Here is a 19843-nt window from a genome sequence, read left to right as displayed (position 1 = left end):
TTACTATTGTAGCTTAGTTTAAACTTTAACTGGCGTAACAGATTTATATTCACTAAAACCATAAACACTTTGAGCTTAGCTTTATAAAAAGCCGTGTTTTAGAAAAAATTTCACCACACAAAAGCATATATAACAAAATATATATTTTTCATAATTATATACAACATATTTTGCATAAGAACATCATTAATCTATGCTACTTTAAGTGTGTGACTCTATTTTCATTCAAGGATGAATATAATGGATAGAAAAAATCAACCGGATAATCAAAAACGTCATGACGTTGATGGTAGCTATTTAGCAATGATAGCTGTACCAGAAAATTATTCTTTAAAATATTTTGAAGCTACTTGGCAAGTACCACAATTTCCAGATCCAGACGCCTATGGAACTGACCCCTTTTATATCTGGAATGGTGTTTGCCCTAGGAAAGGATCACAAATAATTCAGCCTGTACTCGCTTGGCAAAGAGGTGGGAGAGGTAGCAAAGATGATCTTCCCGGGTGGGTTGTTAATGTTGTGGATAATATTGACGGTTCCTATATTAACCACGATCATCACCTGCCAGTTAAGCCTGGCGAAACAGTCACAGGTTTTATACAGTTTGAGTCTGTAGCTGTTCATCCAAAAGAAGGTAGAACTGAATATACCTATCTTGTAGGTTTTAAGGGAGATGTTCCAGATCAAAAAGATTACTTCACTCCCACACAAATAAAACTGGTCACTCCAGTTCCTTATGATAATCCAATTCTTTGCGTTGAACCATGGAAAAAAGGTTCTGTTGATGGCTATCCTAATCAGGATTCTGTTGCTATGACTAATATTATTGTTGAGTTTTATGATAATATTAGCGAGCAGAGAGTTTCTTCTGGTCCGCACTGGCAGTTCATCACTAAGGGTGATGACCATAGGAAGCCAACACCATCCAATCGTAATGGTGAAATTATAAGTGATAGTATCAACGGTGGAGAAGTCCGTTTTTACTTTAAGTGACTTTATAATTTACAACTGTAAATCTACATAAATTCCTATTAAGTATTAATAGGTAGAATAGCTAAACTGGTTAATGCTTATACTGTAGTTAGCCAGTTTAATTCTTGAAAATTAAATACTGGATTTTTGTTACACAAAATCATTCTCAGCAAATTTTACTGATAAGCCTTGACGACTATTTAAATCTCCATAGATATCGAACATCAAATTTAAATCACTATAATAATTACTATCCATTAATATGATAATTGTCCACATTTATATACAGCTAATAATGTAAAGAAATAGAGGGGTTTGTAGAAAAACTCACTTTATCCATACTTGATTTTAATAAAAACAAAATATGATTACTCCCTGCAAAAGCCAGTTAAAGCACTCTCCAACCATTCAGCTCGTAACGGCTTGGCTACTGTACCAATTACCTGCAACCCCACCATTTTCGCTACCTGAAAACTATGCTCTAGTACTGATTGTTGCTCTTCACTGGCAATAATAACGCCCCCTTCAAAGCCTCGTTTGCCTAAGTGATGAAGAAATTCAGCACCATGCATCCCTGGTAGTTTTAAATCACAAATCACCACATCGACATTATGTTCACTCACAAGGTTTAATGCCGACTCACCATCTTCAGCTTCCAATAATTTACTAACACCCAACTGTTTTAGCAATAACAATAAATAATTACGCTGAAACTCATGATCTTCCAGCACAACAATGGTTAGATCAGCAACTGATGTGTTCATTCCTGGTTAAACTGTTCATCAAAATATTGTTGTAAATGGGTAAATTCACCACTCACTTGATCTGCATAATGAGTGATACCTGACCAGTCTCCTCCCTTCGCAGCCATTTCTAGTGAGAGACTGTTCTCCGCTAATGTATTTGCCTCAATAATTTTAGCGGCTCCTTTAATTCGATGGGCCGTTTCTGCTACTTCCTTTGCCTGGTGAGCCTCGACTGACTGATTTAATTTTGTAACATCTTGTTGAGTTTGACTGATAAAGTCCCGCAACATTTTATTCACTAATACCAGATCACCAAACAATGAAATGAGTTGATTAATCTGAACAGGAGCATCAGGGGGTTCATCAATTTGCTGTACAACAGCCTCTTTTTTATCACGCTGATTAATTATCGTCTTACCCAACCAGTAACGAAGAATTTTCCCCAACTCTGGGATGGTTACCGGTTTGGTAATGAAATCATCCATTCCTGCATTCCGGCACTTTTGGGCATCACCTGCAAGGGCACTGGCTGTTAAGGCAATAACAGGCGTTCTGCTCTGCCCCCGTTGCTGTTCTTCTTCTCGAATGGTTTGGGTCAGGGTATAGCCATCCATTTCAGGCATATGGCAATCAGAAATAATTAAATCATAGTCACCAGTCCGCCAAGCCTTTAGCGCTTCTACGCCGTTTTCAACCAAATGGGCATTCACCCCCAGTAGTTTTAACTGCTGTCTGATGACCTGCTGGTTGGTAGGGTGATCTTCAGCGACTAAAATCTTTCCAGCAAATTCCAACTTAGGAACTTCGACTTTTGGCATTGCCGTTAAGCGATCAGCCAAATAATCTTCAATCGCTAATGCCACTTTCAAGGCCCGGTAAAAGAGGCTGGGAAACAAAGGTTGTGCTCCCAACTTCACACCTACATTTTCTATCTCTTCGATTTGCTGATCATAATTAGGTGACAGTAATACAATTGGCACACCCAAATTAGCAAACCAATGCTGACTGCTTTCATCATCTAGCTGCCAGTAATGTTGGATCACATATTGTTGGGCCACAATACAATTTACCTGATTTGACTGGACAATATTGGGTACATCACTGGCGGCACGAGGTAACTCTTTTGGGCTAATTTGCTCCATTCCCCAAGCGCTTAGATATTTACCAATACAATTGGCTAGAAAACTGTCCTGAACCAGTGTTAAAACCGATTGTTTATTAAGCACTACAGACGGTTTACTGGGAGTAATAATTTCAAAGGGCTGGTTATAACTAATCATTGTTCCCTTTCCGATCGTGCTGGAAAGGGTAATCTCACCATCCATCATCGCAGCCAACCGTCGACAAATGACTAACCCCAAGCCAGTGCCACCATACCGACGGGTAGTGGTTGCCTCCGCTTGACTAAAAGGTTCAAACAATTTGGTTTGTTTTTCCTGACTGATGCCAACTCCAGTATCTTCAACAATCAATGCTAACCATTGGGTTTGAGCAGTAGCCCGCTGCAACTCTAGGCTTACCTTGACATAGCCCATATCCGTAAATTTAATAGCATTACTCAACATATTGAATAAGATTTGTCGAATTCTGACGCTATCAGCTTTCACTTCTTTTGCCAGATATGGGTCAATATACAGGCGTAACTCAACCTGTCTTTCAATAGCTTGAGCAGCAAAGGTACCTGCTACAGACTCTAGGAGTGCACTGAAGTCAACTGGGTGGTAATCCAACTTGAGTTTACCCGCTTCAATTTTGGAAAAGTCCAATATATCATTAAGAATTTGCATCAGAGCAGTGGCAGAGTCTCGCATGGTATCCACCAGCCGCTGCTGATCAGCTTGTAGCGTTGTATAACAAAGCAGCTCTAGCATCCCCATCACACCATTCATTGGGGTGCGAATTTCATGACTCATCACTGCCAAAAAGTCCGACTTAGCCTGGGTAGCAGCTTCAGCCTCTTCTTTTGCCTTTGCCAGTGCCTCTTCCTGAGCTTTACGCTCAGTAATATCAACAATTACGCCATCAATGAAGAGTGGATCTCTATTATGATCATAAATAGCCTTACCCCGCTCAAAGACCCAATGTAACTGTCCAGTTTTATCTACTATACGGTATTCAATGCTATAGGTTGGCTGCTGCAATACTTGCTGATGTACTTGTTTCCTCAAATGCTCTGCATCATCTGGGTGAGTAATGCTATCAAACTCTCGTACTTTGTTATTGATGAAGTCAGTTGCAGGGTAACCACTCAATGACTCAATGGCATCACTGATAAATAACATTGTGGATTGCTCATCCAACTGATAGCGAAATACTGCACCTGTCAGATTACTGAGCAAATTTCGATACCGTTCTTCACTTTGCTCAAGTGCTCGCTCAGTAGCCTTGCGTTCCGTAATATCAACCACTACCCCTAACAACCCAGAAGGCTGGCCCACCTGGCCACCAAAGGTGGACTTCCAAAACAACACATCGTGGACCACCCCATCAATGTAATGAGCCTGGGTTTCGCAGTGGGTTACACCTCCAACATCTAATAGTGAGCGATCATCAGCATCGTATTCATCCGCTTTAATCGGGTCTTCATGAACCTCCATTACAGTCTTACCAACCAACTCTTCTCGATAAATACCAAAAGCTTCTTCATAAGCCCGATTACAACCCAAGTATTTACCTTCTCGGTCTTTGAAAAAAATGGGGTTGGGAATGGTATCGAGTAATACTTTTTGAAAGTCCAACTGAGCAGAAAGCTGTAATTCCAGTTGACGACGCTTGTCAATTTCAGCAGATAATCGTTTGTTCCACCATAGGATCAAAGCCCAGGCAATTACAATAACTATTGTCACAGGCAGCAGATAGGTCAGCACCTGACGCCAGTTAGCCGCATGCTCATAACGAACCGCTAGCCATTTCTGCTGAATAGCACGATGTTCTTGGGGGGTCATACTGGCCAACACTTTGTTAACCAGTTGCACCAGATGAGGCCAGTCCATCCGTACGGCTAATCGAATATCCTGCAAGCGATCTTGAACGGGTGCTGCAATCTTTAACTTGCCTAAAAACTGCTGTTGAATCATTTGGCTCATTACCACCAAATTGCCAACAGTCGCTTCTGCTTCACCTTTAGCCACCATATCCAGAGCACTTTTAACAGAGTCGGTTTCTATCAGAGGAATAAAAGGATAGTCAAAACGTAGCATTTCAAAGCTGTCATACTCCGACACTGCGACCACTTTCTTGCCTGCTAAATCCTGCAAACCTTCAACAAAACCAGCATCAACGGCGGTAACAATTGCCAATGGCACTTTGGCATAAGGCCTGGAAAATAGCATGTTCTGAGCACGACTAGGGGTTTTGGAAATAGCAGCCAATAAATCAATATCGCCATATTGAATGGCTCTGATCTGCTGGCTCCATGTTTTATATTTCACCACATGAATGGAAACACCTAACCGCTGGCCAACAATTTTGGCATATTCAGAAGCAATACCAATATGATTCCCCTTAGCATCTAAGGCATCAAAGGGTGGCCAATTTGGATCAACCCCAAGCCTGATCACGGGATGAGCTTTAAGCCAAGCTTGTTCTTCCTGGGTTAATGCCAGCGCCCCTCGGCTAATTGCCGCCTCCTCTTTCAACCAGGGCCCATTTAGCAGTTGCCGCTCATCATCCCTCAACTGTTTTAAAAATGCTTGTAGTGCCTCTTGCCATGGCTGGTCCCCTGGTAGGCTACCAAGGAACCACTTTAAACTGGCCAGTCCTTTAACAGACTGCCATTGCCAGTTATGCACATTCACCTGATTCAGCCAGTAATTAGCCATAGCACTATCCCCTAATAGCCCCACTACCTCTCGCCGCTCTATTGCCTTTAGCACACTATTAAATGAGGTAAAGGTGCGCACCGTTGTCGTTTCAGGTAACTGAGACTTAACTAAGGGAAACCAAACAGGCTGACCAAGTACTGCAATCGTTTTATTTTGCAACCCGTCAATCGTCACTACACTAGCCTGATGGGAAGTGAGCAACCCCATCGGCGCTTGAATTAAGGCAGGTAAAAAAGTAAACCGGCGATGAAAGCGCTTATCAGGTTCACTGGCAAACACCAGATCAACCTGCTTTTTATCAGCTGCTTTTAGCAGTGACTCCACTGTTGAGTAAGCAGTTATCGTAAACTCAATGCCTAACTGTTTACTGAGTAACGCCAGATAATTGGCCTCAATTCCTCGTAGTTCATTACGGTCATTGAGAATGACATAGGGAGGCATTGTATCCGCAAGGGTACCCACCCTCCAACGCTCAACTTGGTTAAGCCGTTGTCTGACACTGGGATGAATTTCTGTGGTGGTGATTTGGTTCAGCTGGCCACTGATCTCATCAACCAATTGAGCCTGATAAGCCGCCACGCTCCCCTGACTAAGCAAGCAACTGAAAATCCCCCACAGACACAACCTTATCCAATAGCGTAAACCTGTGCAGCCCTCCAAACCATTTTCCTATTTCAACAAAACTTGATGACAACTCACCGTAATCTAAGTGTAGCTGTTTGCTATTGGCTTGCTATCTAGTTCAGTACTGTTTTTGAGCCTTTTTGCAGCTGGTTGGCAGGCCTTCGCTTAAACCGCCTGATCCGCCGATAAGGATAAACATCCATCACTTGTCCTTGCTCTATTAGCCGTTGTAGCTCTTGCCAGTAATTAGCATCAAACAGTTCAGGATGTAACTGAATAAATTGTTGGCGAATTTTGGGATCAGCAAAAAGAAACACCCCAAACTCTTCAGGAAAAACATCATTAGGTGCCACCGAGTACCAAGGCTCAGCAGCCATTTCATCTTCAGGAAAGCGCGGTGGCGGAATTTTTCGAAAGTTGCATTCCGTTAGATAACAAATTTCATCATAATCATAAAATACCACTCGCCCATGACGGGTTACGCCGAAGTTTTTCAGCAACATATCGCCTGGAAAAATATTTGCTGCCGCCAGTTGTTTGATAGCATTGCCATACTCATCCAAAACTGCGGCTAATGTCTCTCCTGTTACCTCTTTGATATATAAATTGAGCGGGATCATTTTTCGCTCAGTATACAAATGATGGATAATCACTTGATCATCGGTAATGGTTAAATTCGAACGAGCCACATTTTCCAACTCAGCTAATAATTCCGGAGCAAAGCGGTTTTTAGGAAAGGCAAAATGAGCAAACTCCTGGGTATCTGCCATCCGCCCCACCCGGTCGTGGATTTTCACCAACTGATATTTTTCTTTGACCATTGCTTTATTTACTTCTTTAGGCGGGTCAAAATAGTCTTTAATAATTTTAAAAACCGTCTGGCTAGAAGCAAGGGTAAATACTGTCATGACCATCCCTTTTACCCCAGGTGCAATAATAAATTGGTCATCAGTTTGCGCTAAGTGGGATAAAAAGTCTCGATAAAACTCGGTTTTGCCATGCTTATAAAAACCAATAGAAATGTATAATTCATAACGTTGTTTCCAGGGTAATAACTCATGTAAGAACTGCACATACTCTGAAGGGATGGGCGCTAGCACCATAAAGTAGGACCGGGTAAAACTAAAAATAATACTGACCTCATCAGGATCCATAATTAGGGTATCAACATAGGCTGCCCCCTGGCCATTATTTAATAATGGCAACACAAATGGCTTTACCTGCTTTTCAGTAATAATACGCCCCACTAAATAAGCGGCTTTATTCCGATAAAAAACTGACTTGATAATATCCACATGACTAGCAGTTTCACTGGCAAATGCCTCGCCCATTTCCTGTTTAATACAATAAATAATATGACTGATATCGCGGCGTAAATTCTCGTAAGGAATAGCAAAAGCATAGTCCATTAATATTTGCTTAATCAGTGCAACCAAACCTTGCTGAGGTAGATAACGATTATAAATCGGCTGCTGACTCCCTAGCGGCGGCGCTGTAAAGGAAGACTGCACAAATAAGCTATCTTTACTAATGGCATGGTGACGAAATACCCGGCAAAAAATCGAATTAAAAAAGGTTTCAGCTAATTCATAGTCAGTACGGCTAGCTATCAACTGATGATAAGCTCGCTTGGCATGACACCAAATGCCTAATGACACATAATCACCTGGCACATGCAGGTATAATTCAGCCACGACTTCAGCAACGGCTTTATCGTATAAATTAATTCGCCCACTGGATGCTCGCTGAACCTCTCCCCAGGCAGCTCGTTCAAAACGACGTCGTGCTCCTAAGGTTATTTCACTGAAACGTAAACGATAATGGCTAAAGCCCGTTAAGATTAAATCAGCAATTTGTTCTGCAGCTTGTTGTTTTTCCACCCACTTGCTCCATGCTGTTTTTTCCTATTGTGACTAAAACCTTGGTGAAACTCAGGCTAAAGCCATGACTTAGAGGTCAGTCTCAGTCTGGCAAAGTGTCAAACATGTGCCATACTGCGATATTAGTTTGCTATTAATTATTTGTGCTTGTCAGCTGAAACCAATCAATAACTGACAAGCTTAACCGCCTACCTAACTGAAAGTTGTTTGCAATGCAGTTCAAATCAATTTCTTCACAGGTATTAATCTATTCTGGTCTCTGCTTAATTTTAGCGATTGCTGCTATTGTTGGTTACAGTTTTATCTCCAGCAAGCAAGTGGAAACCCTAGTCACCGAAAACTCGACTGAACTGATTTCAACGGCTACTAAAGAAAAATTGGATGCAATTGCCAGTGCTCAAACCGGCATAATGATTACACGCATGGAAAAAGCAATGGTAGCAGCTCGCTCACTGGCACAAGCATTTGCAGCATTAAAAGCCTCTGAATTCACTAACCAAGCCGAAAACAGTCGAGAACATGTATCAAGCATGCTCAAGGGCATTACCGAATACAACCCTGATTTTTTAGGTGCCTATACTGGCTGGGAACCTAACCAGTTTGATAACAAGGATACTGACTTTAAAACGAACGAATTGGCTCATTCACAAAAAGATACCGGGCAATTTGCCCCTTATTGGAATCGTAATGCAGCGGGTAATTTAGCCAGTCGACCATTAGGTAGTTTTTATAACACCACCAAACAGCCTAATGGCGTTAGGCAAAGTGAGTGGTATTTATGCCCTAAAGACCAAAAGCGTGAATGTATTATTGATCCTGCCAGCTATGATATTCAAGGTACCCAGACCCTATTAACTTCATTTGTCGTCCCCATTATTGTAGAGGGTAAGTTTGTCGGTATGACCGGTATCGACTACTCCATGAATTTTCTTCAAGAGATGAGTTTACAGCTCAAAAAATCGATTTATGAAGCTAAAGGACAGGTCACTATTCTCAGTAGTTTAGGGATAGTTGCCGCATCAACCCCTACCCCTGACCAGATTGGTCAGCCCGTTGCTGGCCAACCTGACTGGGATAAAATTATTAGTTTGATCCAGTCCGGTCAAACCAGTATTCAAGAGACGGGAGAAAATATTCGAGTAATTAAACCGTTTAGTGTTGGCAATACCAAGACCTATTGGGGCATGATCGTTGATGTGCCTAAAGCGGTTGTGTTTGCTGAACTCAATATTTTCGAGCAAACCCTACATAAGCTGTTTAATAATAATTTACTCTTGCAAATGGGCATTGGTGTGCTTGCCACCCTTATCTCGTTGTTATTGCTGTGGCGCGTGTCAATCTCTATCGCCAGACCCATTCGACAAGTGGTGTCTTTAATTAAAGACTTGTCTTCTCAAGAAGGTGATTTAACCCATCGGATTAATGTCAAACGCGCTGATGAAGTGGGAGCATTAGCCCATTGGGTTAATCAATTTATTGAGAAAATTCAGCTTATGATCAAGGATGTTGCACATTCCATTGAGCAAGTTAACGGCTCAGCTAATCAAAGTGCTAACATTGCTGAAGTCACTAATAATGGAGTCCAGCGTCAGCGAGAAGAAATTGACCAAGTAGCAACCGCCATTAACGAAATGTCCGCCACTGCTAATGATGTAGCTAAAAATGCAGCACAAACAGCTCATTCAGCGAATGATGCCAATCATTCTGTTGAAGAAGGCCAGTCCATTGTTAATGACAGTGCGAATACTATTCGTCGCTTGTCTGTAGAAGTCGAGGATGCAGTAGAGGTTATTAATCAATTAAAAGAGGACAGTGAAAATATTAGCTCAATCTTGGATGTTATTATTTCCATTGCCGAGCAAACCAATTTACTGGCACTCAACGCTGCCATCGAAGCCGCCCGAGCAGGCGAGCAAGGCCGCGGTTTTGCCGTGGTTGCTGATGAAGTAAGGACCTTGGCTAGTCGCACACAGAGTTCTACTGATGAAATCCGTCAAACCATCAATAGCTTACAGGAAAGAACAGAAGCAGCCGTATCAACCATGAGTAGAGGCCAAACCATGACTCAAGAGAGTGTGGTTCAAGCTGAAACTGCTGCCAGCCGATTAGAACAGGTGGTGAATGCCATTAGTCAAATCACCGATATGGCCACCCAAATTGCCAGTGCTGCGGAGGAACAACATGCGGTTTCCGAAGACATCACCCGCAACATCACCACGATAAGCGATGTAGCAGGTGAAGTAGCAACCGGAGCACACAATGCCAGTGAAGAAAGCGATAAGCTCAGCCGATTATCGACGGAGTTACAAAATAAAATTAATCGCTTTAATTTCTAGTAGTTGCAGTATAAACAGGAGAAAATTAAGCTTCCTCTGTTTCAGCCTCTTCAGCCATCGCATCCAGCTTGCCCAAAATAGAACCAACCCGTTGGCTCCACTGACCCATTTCTTCCTTCAAAATATTATTTTCTTCTTCTAAGCGGGCTTTTTCTTCTCGCAACTCTTCAATTTCCATCCGTTGCAAACTAACGGTATCAACCACCTGTTGAATTTTCTCTTCAAGCCGAGCTAAATGATCTGTAGACATAAGGGTTCTCAGTCAATCTATTAAAAGTAATGTAACAGACTTTATATTATAGTGTGACTAGGTTAAAAAATTAAAGATTATCTTAGTCATTTTATTCTTTACTGAAACATACCACAATTTAAACATCCCCTCTCATTCAACAATCAACTGTCGTCGTATAAAAACCAGCCAGACTTTAGCTCATTACATCATGGCTATGTTATTGCGTATTTTTTATCAAATAACTGCCATCAAAAAGTAAACAACAGCTTAAGGACAACTCTAATAATTTTTTATTTGACGCATGCTAAATTCCATCCTTGTCTTATAGTGCATATTCTATTTAACAGGGACAGCCACCATGAAGTACTCTACATCAGCAGATGTACTTCATGTACTCACCTACTGGCAAATAAGAGAATAAAAGGAAAGGAAACCAACAATGAAGCAGACAAAACGCACTTTAACCGGGGTAGCTATTGCGATGGCAGCGGCCAGCCTGATTAGTGGTTGTGCTGGCCCCAGCAAGACCTCATCTCACTCAGCAGCTCCTCCAGCGACGGGCAAAACAGATCTTGCACACTGTTATGGGGTAAATATCTGTGGTGGTCACAACGACTGTAAAACCGCCAATAATGCCTGTAATGGTCAAGCTGCTTGCAAAGGCCAAGGGTTTGTAGCAATGCCAACTAAAGCCTGCAATGATGTCGGTGGCAAAGTGAAAGACAGCTGGCGTAGTAAAGTGAACAAAGCCGATTTAGTCAAATGCTATGGGGTTAATCTCTGTAAAGGTCATAATGACTGTAAAACTGCTGATAATGCATGTGCTGGTCAAGCGACTTGCAAAGGTCAGGGCTTCGTTTCAACTACCCAAAAGTCTTGTGAAGATATTGGTGGTAATGTGGGTTAATATTTTGAACTACACCTTCAGTACTCCAGGCAGCTAGAATACTGAAGGTGCAGTTTACAACAAATACAACACCAGCAAACAATAATTACAAAATATGAATCAACACTTTCTTGGTTTTGGTTTAGGGTTGAGAACCAACCACTTTCAAGACATTATCGATTTTCAGCCCCAGGTTGACTGGTTTGAAATTATCTCTGAAAACTTTATGGTGGCAGGGGGTAAGCCCAAGTATTACTTACATAAGATTCGTGAGCAATACCCCATGGTCATGCATGGTGTTTCTTTATCTATTGGCTCAACCGACCCGCTAGATTTTAATTACTTAAAAAAGTTAAAAGTGCTTATTAACGAAGTAGAGCCAGTGTGGGTATCTGATCATTTATGTTGGACAGGGGTTAACCACATCAATAGCCATGATCTGCTGCCCCTGCCCTATACTCAGGAAGCTATTGATCATGTAGTGACAAGAATACAGCAAGTGCAGGATTTTTTAGGCAGACAAATTCTGCTTGAAAATGTATCGAGTTACCTTTCCTATCAAGACTCCGAAATGTCAGAATGGGAATTTTATCAAGAAGTGGTAGCTAGAGCTGACTGTTACATGCTGTTGGATATTAATAATATCTATGTGAGTGCCCGTAATCATGGTTTTTCCGCCAACGATTATTTATATCATATTGATCCACAACGTGTACGACAGTTTCATTTAGCGGGTCATACAGATTATGGCGATTATGTAATCGACACTCATGATCACGACATTTGTGATCCAGTTTGGTCGCTTTATCAAAAAGCCTTACACCGTTTTGGTGCTGTAAGTACTATGATTGAGCGTGATGATCACATCCCCCCATTAGCTGAGTTGTTAGCAGAGTTGACTGTTGCCAAGAAAATTGCTGATGATGTCTTGGACTTAGCAAACAGTGAACAAAAAGCTCCTTTCGAGCCTGTTGCACTTATTAATTAAATCGGTCATGGATACACTACTAGCTGTTCGCCAACAGCAATTACTGGATTACTTATTAAAAGGCAATACCTGTATTAGCGATCACATCGTGAGTCAGGGTAATATTGCTATCGATACTCGCCTGAATATTTACCGCAATGCTTACCGAGTACGACTAAAAAAAACCATTGAAACTGACCATGAAATATTAGGTATCTATTTAGGTGATAACTTATTCGATGAAATGGTGGATGGTTACCTTAACACCCATGTTTCTAAATATACGTCACTTCGCCAGTTTGCAGACTCACTCCCCCGCTATTTAGCAATAACCTCGCCTTTTAATAACTACCCTATTATCAGCGAGCTAGCCGCATTTGAGCGACTGTTGCTAACGGCATTTGATGCAGCCGACGCTACACGCATGACCCAGGACCAATTAACTAGGCTACCTGTTGATCAGTGGCCCAGTTTACACTTGAAATTCCATCCCAGTATGCAATTATTCACCACTAACTGGAATACAGTTGAAGTATGGCAGGCCCTCAAAGTTAGTAAAACACCTCCTACTACAGCCGAAGGCCAAGCATACTGGATTATTTGGCGTAATAACGAGCGGTTAACGGAATTCCAGTCCCTAACCAGTGAAGAGTATCAATTGATCTGCCTCGCTTTAAAAGGTAATCCCCTAGCGGTTATGTGCGAAACTTTATTAACCAACCACTCCACTGAAAATACCAGCCAGTTGATCGTAAATTATTTATTGAGTTGGATTGAAAGAGGTTTATTAGCGTTTACCATGAGCTAATTTTACTGAATCGGGATGTAATCGTAATCGCCACATGGCTACCACGCCTAAAAATGGTCCAATTGCTAACAACCCAAATGCATACTGCCAACCAACCTGTTGCACCCAGATGGGAATTAAATGAATGGTAACCAAAGTTAGTAAAAAGCCAATAGAGGTTTGAATAGTTAACATGGTACCTTTATACGTAGGCTGGGATAATTCTACGACACAAGATGAAAATTGAGCCGAATCAGCAACAATAGATATCCCCCAAATAAGACAAATGATGGTTAATAGCCAAGGGTTACCTCCAAATAAAAAACCAACCACTAAGGCACAACTGCCACTTACTGCCATGGCTAACATAGTCAGTGTGGTTCGGCCCAATTTATCGGCAAATAATCCTCCACACAAACAACCAATAGCACCTGCAGCTATCACCAAGAAAGTGGCAAGGTTAGCGTAAAAAGTCGATTCAGTTTCCAACCATCCGGATTGTGCAAAACTAGCATGAAAAAATACCCCTATCCAAGCCCACATGGCATACAGCTCCCACATATGCCCAAAATAGCCTAAATTAGCTAGCCGTAGTGGTTTATTTTTCCATGCCTGTAGAACCAAAGCCCAATTAAATGATGAGGCCATACTATGTTGGGGCCCAAGTCCTACCAAATGAATTAAACCACCTGCTAGTAAGGCACAAATAGACGATAATTGAATTGTCAACTGCCAATCGATACCGCCTAGTGCATTAAATAAATGAGGGCAAGCAGAGCCTAACGTTAAAGCGCCCACTAACAGACCAATTAACAGCCCAGTATCTTTTTCTGCCCAGCTTGCCGCTATTTTCATGCCTACAGGATATAACCCAGCCATACAAACACCCGTGGCTAGACGACAGATAATTACCAGCCAGGAGGTAGGTTCCAGCAATAAAATTGCTCCATTAACACCCGCCGCAACAAAAGCCGCTATCGAAAAAAACTGTCTGGGATCTACACGGTCAGCCAACCCCAACAAGGCACTGGCCACAGTCCCCATGACAAAGCCTATCGCCACACTGCTACTAAACAGTGACGCCTGCCAGCTAGCCAGCTGATATTCTTCTCTCAAGACCGGGACGACCGCTGTGGCTGAAAACCATAAGGTTAATGCTAAAACTTCACAGGCCACCAAAATAGCAATGGCTGTCCATTTAGAAGCAATCATATTGGAGGTAGCCATCCGTTGTTCAAACATAGTGTTAACATCCAGTTTCATGAATCATTTTTAGATGTAAAGACAAGGCAGTAAAACCTCACAGCAAAGGGTTATTTTAAATATTTTGTATGATTAACCCACTGCCCCATAGCAATAAAATAGTTCCGACAGGTTTAGCAATGAGCTTACCCCAGCTGACATTTTTCTCAATCGCCATGATAGCGCCTAGCAACAGCATCCAAGCAACACTGCCAGTACCGACAGCAAACATCAGTAACATTAATGCCCAACAACATCCCACGCAATACAAGCCATGGTGTAAGCCTAATAACCAAGCCTGACGATAATAATGACTACCCCGCCAATAGCTCATTACAAAACTCAATGGTGTACGACACTTGTCTAAGCATTTATATTTCAATTGGCTAAATTGAAAAGCACCGGCAGTTATTAGTAACCCTGCACTAAACAACCAGGCATTTTCTCTCATACCACTATGCCCAAATAAATACTGCGTAATTGCCCACTGGGCCAGATGTACGACAACCCCAAACAATAGCCATACGAGTAAATAACCGAATATTAATAAACTCACCAATAACCAGCGATCCGTTCGAGCAGCGGCAATTCGATGAAATAACCGAATTAAAGGCAAAGTAGTCGGCAACATCATGGCAATACACATTAACATCCAACCCAGTAAGTACATAGCAACGGCAGGTGATACTGGCCCATGATGATGCATCCCATGGCTAGCTGTTGGGCCATGTAATATATAATGACTATAAGGTGACTGCTCCCACCAAAAAAGCACCAACCAGGCAACAATAACTAATACAACCGTTGTCGGTACAAATAATGACTGCTGAAATTTAATGGCTTTCATTTGATAATATTTTTAAAATAATTATGACATTGGCTGACAAATCAAAAATATCGACAAGTTATTCATCACATTGCCTGCATAAAAGTACTACACACAGCAAAGGAAATAGCAAAGTGATGAATAAATAAAATTAAGCTTCAAATAAAAACTGGCCTTGAATCGCATTATGACCTTGCATATCAATATCCAGGCCAAGCAGGGGTTGTTTCATTTTATAATCAGAGGCTTTGCCAACATAAGCTGGGGCACCCGGAACAGTGGAAAACACAGTGTCTGATAAAGTGGACTTACCTGTTGGACCTTCAAAGGGTTGCAAGTCCGCACTGATATCACTGCCGATACGAATCGTTCCTTTGCCGTCATGTACCGTAAAATCTATATTAGCGCGCTCAACGGCCACTACTTCACCAATTAATTGCACTAAATCAGCAACAGGACCACCCAACTCACCTTTATACACTTGAAGTAAGGCTTTCTCCTGCTCTTTTGTGGCTTTTTCATCCACATACATTACTACTCGCCAATTGCCTTCCATTATATTGCCAGGGATATGAGCAGTAACGGCTATGGTTAGTCCTGTTACATCAATACCATTGATGTCGCCTTTATCCATATGCCAGGCAATAATGGTATTACAGGTTTCACCATCAGGATCTTCCCCTACCCAACAAGGGCATAAAATATTACAATCGCAAACTTCGAGTAGCTTACCTTCCAGTTTGTAGCCCATCGTATCTTCCTTAATTAATGAGTATCAACGTTCTATTTTTTTAGAGGTGCCCTCAATTTGACACTTGTTTAGAACCTATCAGAGATCACCATCTTATACAGCTATTATCTGTATACACAATACTACTGTACAAATAAAGATTATGTTAAGCTAATAAAAGTAATGGTTTAAATTGATTGGTAAGAGAACTGGTTGGTAACAATGTTGCAAGCGTTGCAGACTAAACGATGGATAACGACGTTACTGCTAACAGTAGTGTGGCAGCTAATGGCGGTGTCTATTGTACAGGCAAGTCACTGCAACCAGGGGCAAGTGCTATTGGGCTTTTCTAGTTCACATGCCAGTTGTCAAACATGTGAGCCACAATCAAAACCAATCACTAGTCACTCTAAAAGATCCAGCTCGATAGATAACCATTGTTTAGATTGCTGTTCCTGTGTTGCCTCCAGTATAACAGGGCTAATTAATCAACCTCCTTTGTTTAAGCAACCTGAATCAATACCCTACTATCCAACACTCACTATTCAATTCACTACAGCTTTTCCAAAACGACTATTGCGCCCACCTATATACTGCTAACCCAGCTCTAACCGTGTTCAATCTTGGAGCTTAGCTACTATTTTTTACTGCATGCTGACACTTAAGTTAGCGGATATAGAGTAACAGGCTATTCAATATCGAATACTAAACTTATTTTACCCCCTTCTGAGACAGCCTCTACAGGGAAGGGAAACCGTGTTTTCACGCAATTATTGTTAAGGTTTTTTTGTAATGAATATTATTTATTTTCTTCGTCACTCTGTCATCTTTTGCTTGTCGCTGTTTAGCATAATCACTTTTGCTCAAGACAAACCCACCTTGAATACCTTGTTGCAGGTTTATAAAAGCCCACAATGTGGTTGCTGTGCCAAGTGGGTGGATCATATCGAACAAGCGGGATTTACCACTCAGGTTATTAATACTAATTCCTTAGCAGAGATTAAAACCCAATTTGCTATCGCACCCAACCACCGCTCTTGTCACACAGCCGTTTCCCAACAAGGCTATGTGTTTGAAGGACATATTCCCGCTAAAGTCATCAAGCGCTTTTTACAGGAGCAACCTAAAAATGCCGTTGGGCTTAGTGTTGCCGGAATGCCTGTAGGCAGCCCAGGAATGGAGGTTAAAAATAACTTTATGCCTTATCAGGTAGTGATGTTATTAAAAGATGGGAGTACTAAAACCTATGCTCAAATCAATTCAGCCAAACAGCAACACTGATTTATGATGGCAGGTTATTCATCGTAAACTATTTTTTCTAATCAACTAAAAAAGCCGTTACTAAATAAAAGAAGTAACGGCTTTTTTAACTATTTATACACTTAGTGAGTGATTTACGTTCTTGGCCTTAAGTGAGCATGCCAACGTCTTTCCAATATTTTAAAGCCACCCACAATGGCAAATGTCACTATCATATACAGTACACCCGCAGCAATGAACGCTTCGAATGGGCTGTAGTAGGTAGAATAAATTAATTTTGCTGCACCGGTTAAGTCTACAATAGTCACTGCACTGGCAATGGCACTGCCATGGAGCATAAAGATTACCTCATTACCATACGCCGGTAATGCTCGACGAAAAGCACTAGGAAATACAATTCGGTAAAAGGTTTGCCAGGGTGTCATCCCATAGGCTTTCGCAGCTTCTATTTCTCCACGATCAGTGGTATTAATCGCACCACGTAAAATTTCAGCCGTATAAGCTGCTGTATTTAGCGTAAAAGCCAACAAGGCACACAGGTAAGCTTCTTTGAAGAAACTCCATAGAAATGTATCTCTTATCCATTCGGCTTGACCCAGTCCATAATATATTAAGTACAACTGCACTAATAATGGCGTACCACGAAAGAAATAAATAAAGCCCCAAGCAAACCAGCGTGGTATAAGTGCTTTACCATTGCGCATCATCGCCATTGGCACAGCTAAAATAAAACCAATTAATAACGACAACGACACCAGCTCAATTGTAATGAGCAACCCTTCCAATAGCTGCGGATAATTATCTTTAATGATATCAAAATCCATTAGTGGCTCCCCCGTTTCACGCAAGCACCATAATGGTTTTCAGCCCACTGTAATAACGCGACCGATATGGAAGTGAATATTAAGAAGATAACCGCTACCGCTAAGAAAAAGATAAACGGCTCTTGTGTTGAACCTGAGGCCAGATGCGCTTTCCTCACCATATCTTCTAAGCCAATTAATGAAACCAGTGCGGTTGCCTTTAACAAAACCAGCCAGTTATTACCCAACCCTGGCAAAGCGTGACGCATCATTTGCGGAAATAATATTCGATGAAAAATCTGCCAGCGGGTCATACCATAAGCACTGCCCGCTTCCAGCTGCCCTTGATCAACGGCTAAAATTGCCCCTCGAAATGTTTCTCCCATATAGGCTCCATAAATAAAGCCAATGGTGATCACCCCAGAAATAAAAGGATCAATATCGATATAATCTTCATAACCTACACTGGCCGCCAACTCATTAATTAATAACTGGCCACCATAAAACACCAAAAACATTAACACTAGCTCAGGTATACCACGAATCACCGTGGTGTAAATACCAGCCAGCCAACGGGCAAACAAGTTATTGGAAAGTTTACCTAAGGCAGCTAACATGCCAAGTAAAATGGCAATTAATAGGGATAATAATGCCAGCTCAATGGTTAATAAGGCACCGTCCAGAATTGAGCCTGCATATTCAATTGGGTGTGGAGAGCCACTTGCTTGCGCCATACAACTATCTCAATGCACAAATAAAATAAGACTTTAAGCACTTTCTTGACTGTAAAATAATAAAGGGCACCTTAATTATTGTTAAGTTGTGCCCTTTTTAAATTACCTCTTTTTACAGTAACAGCTTGCTTTATTAGTTAGTCACCATAAATATCAAAGTCAAAATACTGGGTTCTAATTTTATCGTAAGTGCCATCTTTACGGATTTGCTCAATCGCCTTATTTAGTTTTTCTTTTAAGTCTTTATCCCCTTTGCGTAATGCAATCCCAATACCTTCACCAAACCAACGCTTATCGTTAATATCGGGGCCCACAAACTCAAATTTATCGGCATTTCCTTTTTTCAAAAAGCCTTCGTTCAGTGGAATAATATCACCCAGCAATAAATCTAACCGACCGGCTTTCATATCCAGATAAGCTTCATCTTGGGTGCCATAACGCTTGATTTTCACCATATCACCGTATTTATCAGTTAAATATTTGTCTGATACAGTGGAACGTTGCACACCAATGGTTTTGCCTTTTAAGCCTGCCTCTGTCACCTCAATATTAGAGCCTTTTTTGCGAATAAACTTAACTGGTGCATGGTAATACTTATTGGTAAAAGCGACTTTCTTTTTACGCTCTTCAGTAATCGACATGGATGCAATAATGGCATCATATTTACGGGCAAGCAGTGCTGGAATAATCCCATCCCAGTCCTGTGGGACGAGTTTACATTTGGCTTTCATCGCATCACAGAGTGCATTAGCTATATCAATATCAAAGCCTTTTAGCTCACCAGTTTCGGTCGTCCAGCTAAAAGGTGGATAAGCACCCTCAACGCCAATCCTGATATTTTTCCACTCTTTAGCCGTTGCCGTTGTTGCACAAACAGCCAGTAATACTGCTCCTATTAATTTTAAAGGTTTCATGGTTTAACCCCCATTCAATTATTGTTATTAACCCTAGCCAGTGATTTAATGATCTGCTAGCTCATTTGACCCAAAGAAAG

General features: G+C 41.4%; 16 protein-coding genes. 6 read left to right on the top strand and 10 right to left on the bottom strand.

Annotation, left to right across the window (positions count from 1 at the left end; all coding sequences use genetic code 11):
- Positions 1–240 precede the first annotated feature (240 nt).
- Entirely contained in the window at positions 241–993 is a 753-nt protein-coding gene (locus G4Y78_RS13485) for a hypothetical protein (protein WP_163833513.1), read from the top strand.
- A 347-nt stretch (positions 994–1340) separates the two neighbouring features.
- Here the strand turns inward: G4Y78_RS13485 and G4Y78_RS13480 are convergent, their stop codons facing one another.
- The 3 genes from G4Y78_RS13480 to aceK form a co-directional block, all read right to left on the bottom strand.
- On the bottom strand, positions 1341–1736 hold the full coding sequence (locus G4Y78_RS13480; RefSeq protein ID WP_163833512.1) for a response regulator: 396 nt from the start codon (positions 1734–1736) through the stop codon (positions 1341–1343).
- On the bottom strand, positions 1733–6121 hold the full coding sequence (locus tag G4Y78_RS13475) for a transporter substrate-binding domain-containing protein (protein ID WP_163833511.1): 4389 nt from the start codon (positions 6119–6121) through the stop codon (positions 1733–1735). Before G4Y78_RS13475 ends, G4Y78_RS13480 begins: the two co-directional genes overlap by 4 nt.
- A gap of 158 nt (positions 6122–6279) precedes the next feature.
- Positions 6280–8046: a bifunctional isocitrate dehydrogenase kinase/phosphatase gene (gene aceK / locus G4Y78_RS13470; RefSeq protein ID WP_163833510.1), complete on the bottom strand. Its 1767-nt coding sequence runs from the start codon at positions 8044–8046 to the stop codon at positions 6280–6282.
- A gap of 212 nt (positions 8047–8258) precedes the next feature.
- Here aceK and G4Y78_RS13465 point away from each other — a divergent pair, with 212 nt between their 5' ends.
- Positions 8259–10382: a methyl-accepting chemotaxis protein gene (locus G4Y78_RS13465; protein WP_163833509.1), complete on the top strand. Its 2124-nt coding sequence runs from the start codon at positions 8259–8261 to the stop codon at positions 10380–10382.
- Between the two features lie 25 nt (positions 10383–10407).
- Here G4Y78_RS13465 and G4Y78_RS13460 read toward each other — a convergent pair whose 3' ends face one another.
- Positions 10408–10632: a cell division protein ZapB gene (locus G4Y78_RS13460; protein WP_163833508.1), complete on the bottom strand. Its 225-nt coding sequence runs from the start codon at positions 10630–10632 to the stop codon at positions 10408–10410.
- 421 nt (positions 10633–11053) lie between these two features.
- On the opposite strand from G4Y78_RS13460, the gene bufA2 reads away from it, so the two are divergent.
- The 3 genes from bufA2 to G4Y78_RS13445 all read left to right on the top strand — a co-directional run bounded on the left by bufA2 (position 11054) and on the right by G4Y78_RS13445 (position 13275).
- Positions 11054–11521 (top strand): BufA2 family periplasmic bufferin-type metallophore, encoded by a 468-nt coding sequence (gene bufA2 / locus G4Y78_RS13455; protein ID WP_163833507.1) that lies wholly within the window; start codon positions 11054–11056, stop codon positions 11519–11521.
- A gap of 94 nt (positions 11522–11615) precedes the next feature.
- A complete protein-coding gene (gene bufB / locus G4Y78_RS13450) occupies positions 11616–12488 on the top strand; it encodes an MNIO family bufferin maturase (RefSeq protein ID WP_163833506.1) in 873 nt (290 codons plus the stop codon).
- Positions 12489–12495: 7 nt separating this feature from the next.
- Positions 12496–13275, top strand: a complete 780-nt coding sequence (locus tag G4Y78_RS13445) for an HvfC/BufC N-terminal domain-containing protein (protein WP_163833505.1) — start codon at positions 12496–12498, stop codon at positions 13273–13275.
- On the opposite strand, the gene G4Y78_RS13440 is transcribed toward G4Y78_RS13445, so the two are convergent.
- From G4Y78_RS13440 to G4Y78_RS13430, 3 genes are all read right to left on the bottom strand, one after another.
- Positions 13255–14517, bottom strand: coding sequence for an MFS transporter (locus tag G4Y78_RS13440; RefSeq protein WP_222937700.1), 1263 nt, complete (start codon positions 14515–14517; stop codon positions 13255–13257). The genes G4Y78_RS13445 and G4Y78_RS13440 overlap by 21 nt on opposite strands.
- A gap of 55 nt (positions 14518–14572) precedes the next feature.
- Entirely contained in the window at positions 14573–15343 is a 771-nt protein-coding gene (locus G4Y78_RS13435; protein ID WP_163833504.1) for a DUF2182 domain-containing protein, read from the bottom strand.
- A gap of 130 nt (positions 15344–15473) precedes the next feature.
- Positions 15474–16073, bottom strand: coding sequence for a DUF1326 domain-containing protein (locus tag G4Y78_RS13430; protein WP_163833503.1), 600 nt, complete (start codon positions 16071–16073; stop codon positions 15474–15476).
- 771 nt (positions 16074–16844) lie between these two features.
- Here G4Y78_RS13430 and G4Y78_RS13425 point away from each other — a divergent pair.
- On the top strand, positions 16845–17333 hold the full coding sequence (locus G4Y78_RS13425) for a DUF411 domain-containing protein (protein ID WP_163833502.1): 489 nt from the start codon (positions 16845–16847) through the stop codon (positions 17331–17333).
- Positions 17334–17446: 113 nt separating this feature from the next.
- Here G4Y78_RS13425 and G4Y78_RS13420 read toward each other — a convergent pair whose 3' ends face one another.
- From G4Y78_RS13420 to G4Y78_RS13410, 3 genes are all read right to left on the bottom strand, one after another.
- On the bottom strand, positions 17447–18136 hold the full coding sequence (locus G4Y78_RS13420) for an ABC transporter permease (protein WP_163833501.1): 690 nt from the start codon (positions 18134–18136) through the stop codon (positions 17447–17449).
- Positions 18136–18849, bottom strand: a complete 714-nt coding sequence (locus tag G4Y78_RS13415; protein ID WP_163833500.1) for an ABC transporter permease — start codon at positions 18847–18849, stop codon at positions 18136–18138. Before G4Y78_RS13415 ends, G4Y78_RS13420 begins: the two co-directional genes overlap by 1 nt.
- Before the next feature lie 137 nt (positions 18850–18986).
- Complete coding sequence (locus tag G4Y78_RS13410) at positions 18987–19763, bottom strand: ABC transporter substrate-binding protein (protein ID WP_163833499.1); 777 nt, start codon at positions 19761–19763, stop codon at positions 18987–18989.
- Between the last annotated feature and the right edge of the window lie 80 nt (positions 19764–19843).

Source organism: Spartinivicinus ruber (assembly GCF_011009015.1).
Taxonomy (GTDB): domain Bacteria; phylum Pseudomonadota; class Gammaproteobacteria; order Pseudomonadales; family Zooshikellaceae; genus Spartinivicinus; species Spartinivicinus ruber.
The sequence above is the reverse complement of the archived record's forward strand: the minus strand, read 5'-3'. Positions and strand labels throughout refer to the sequence as shown.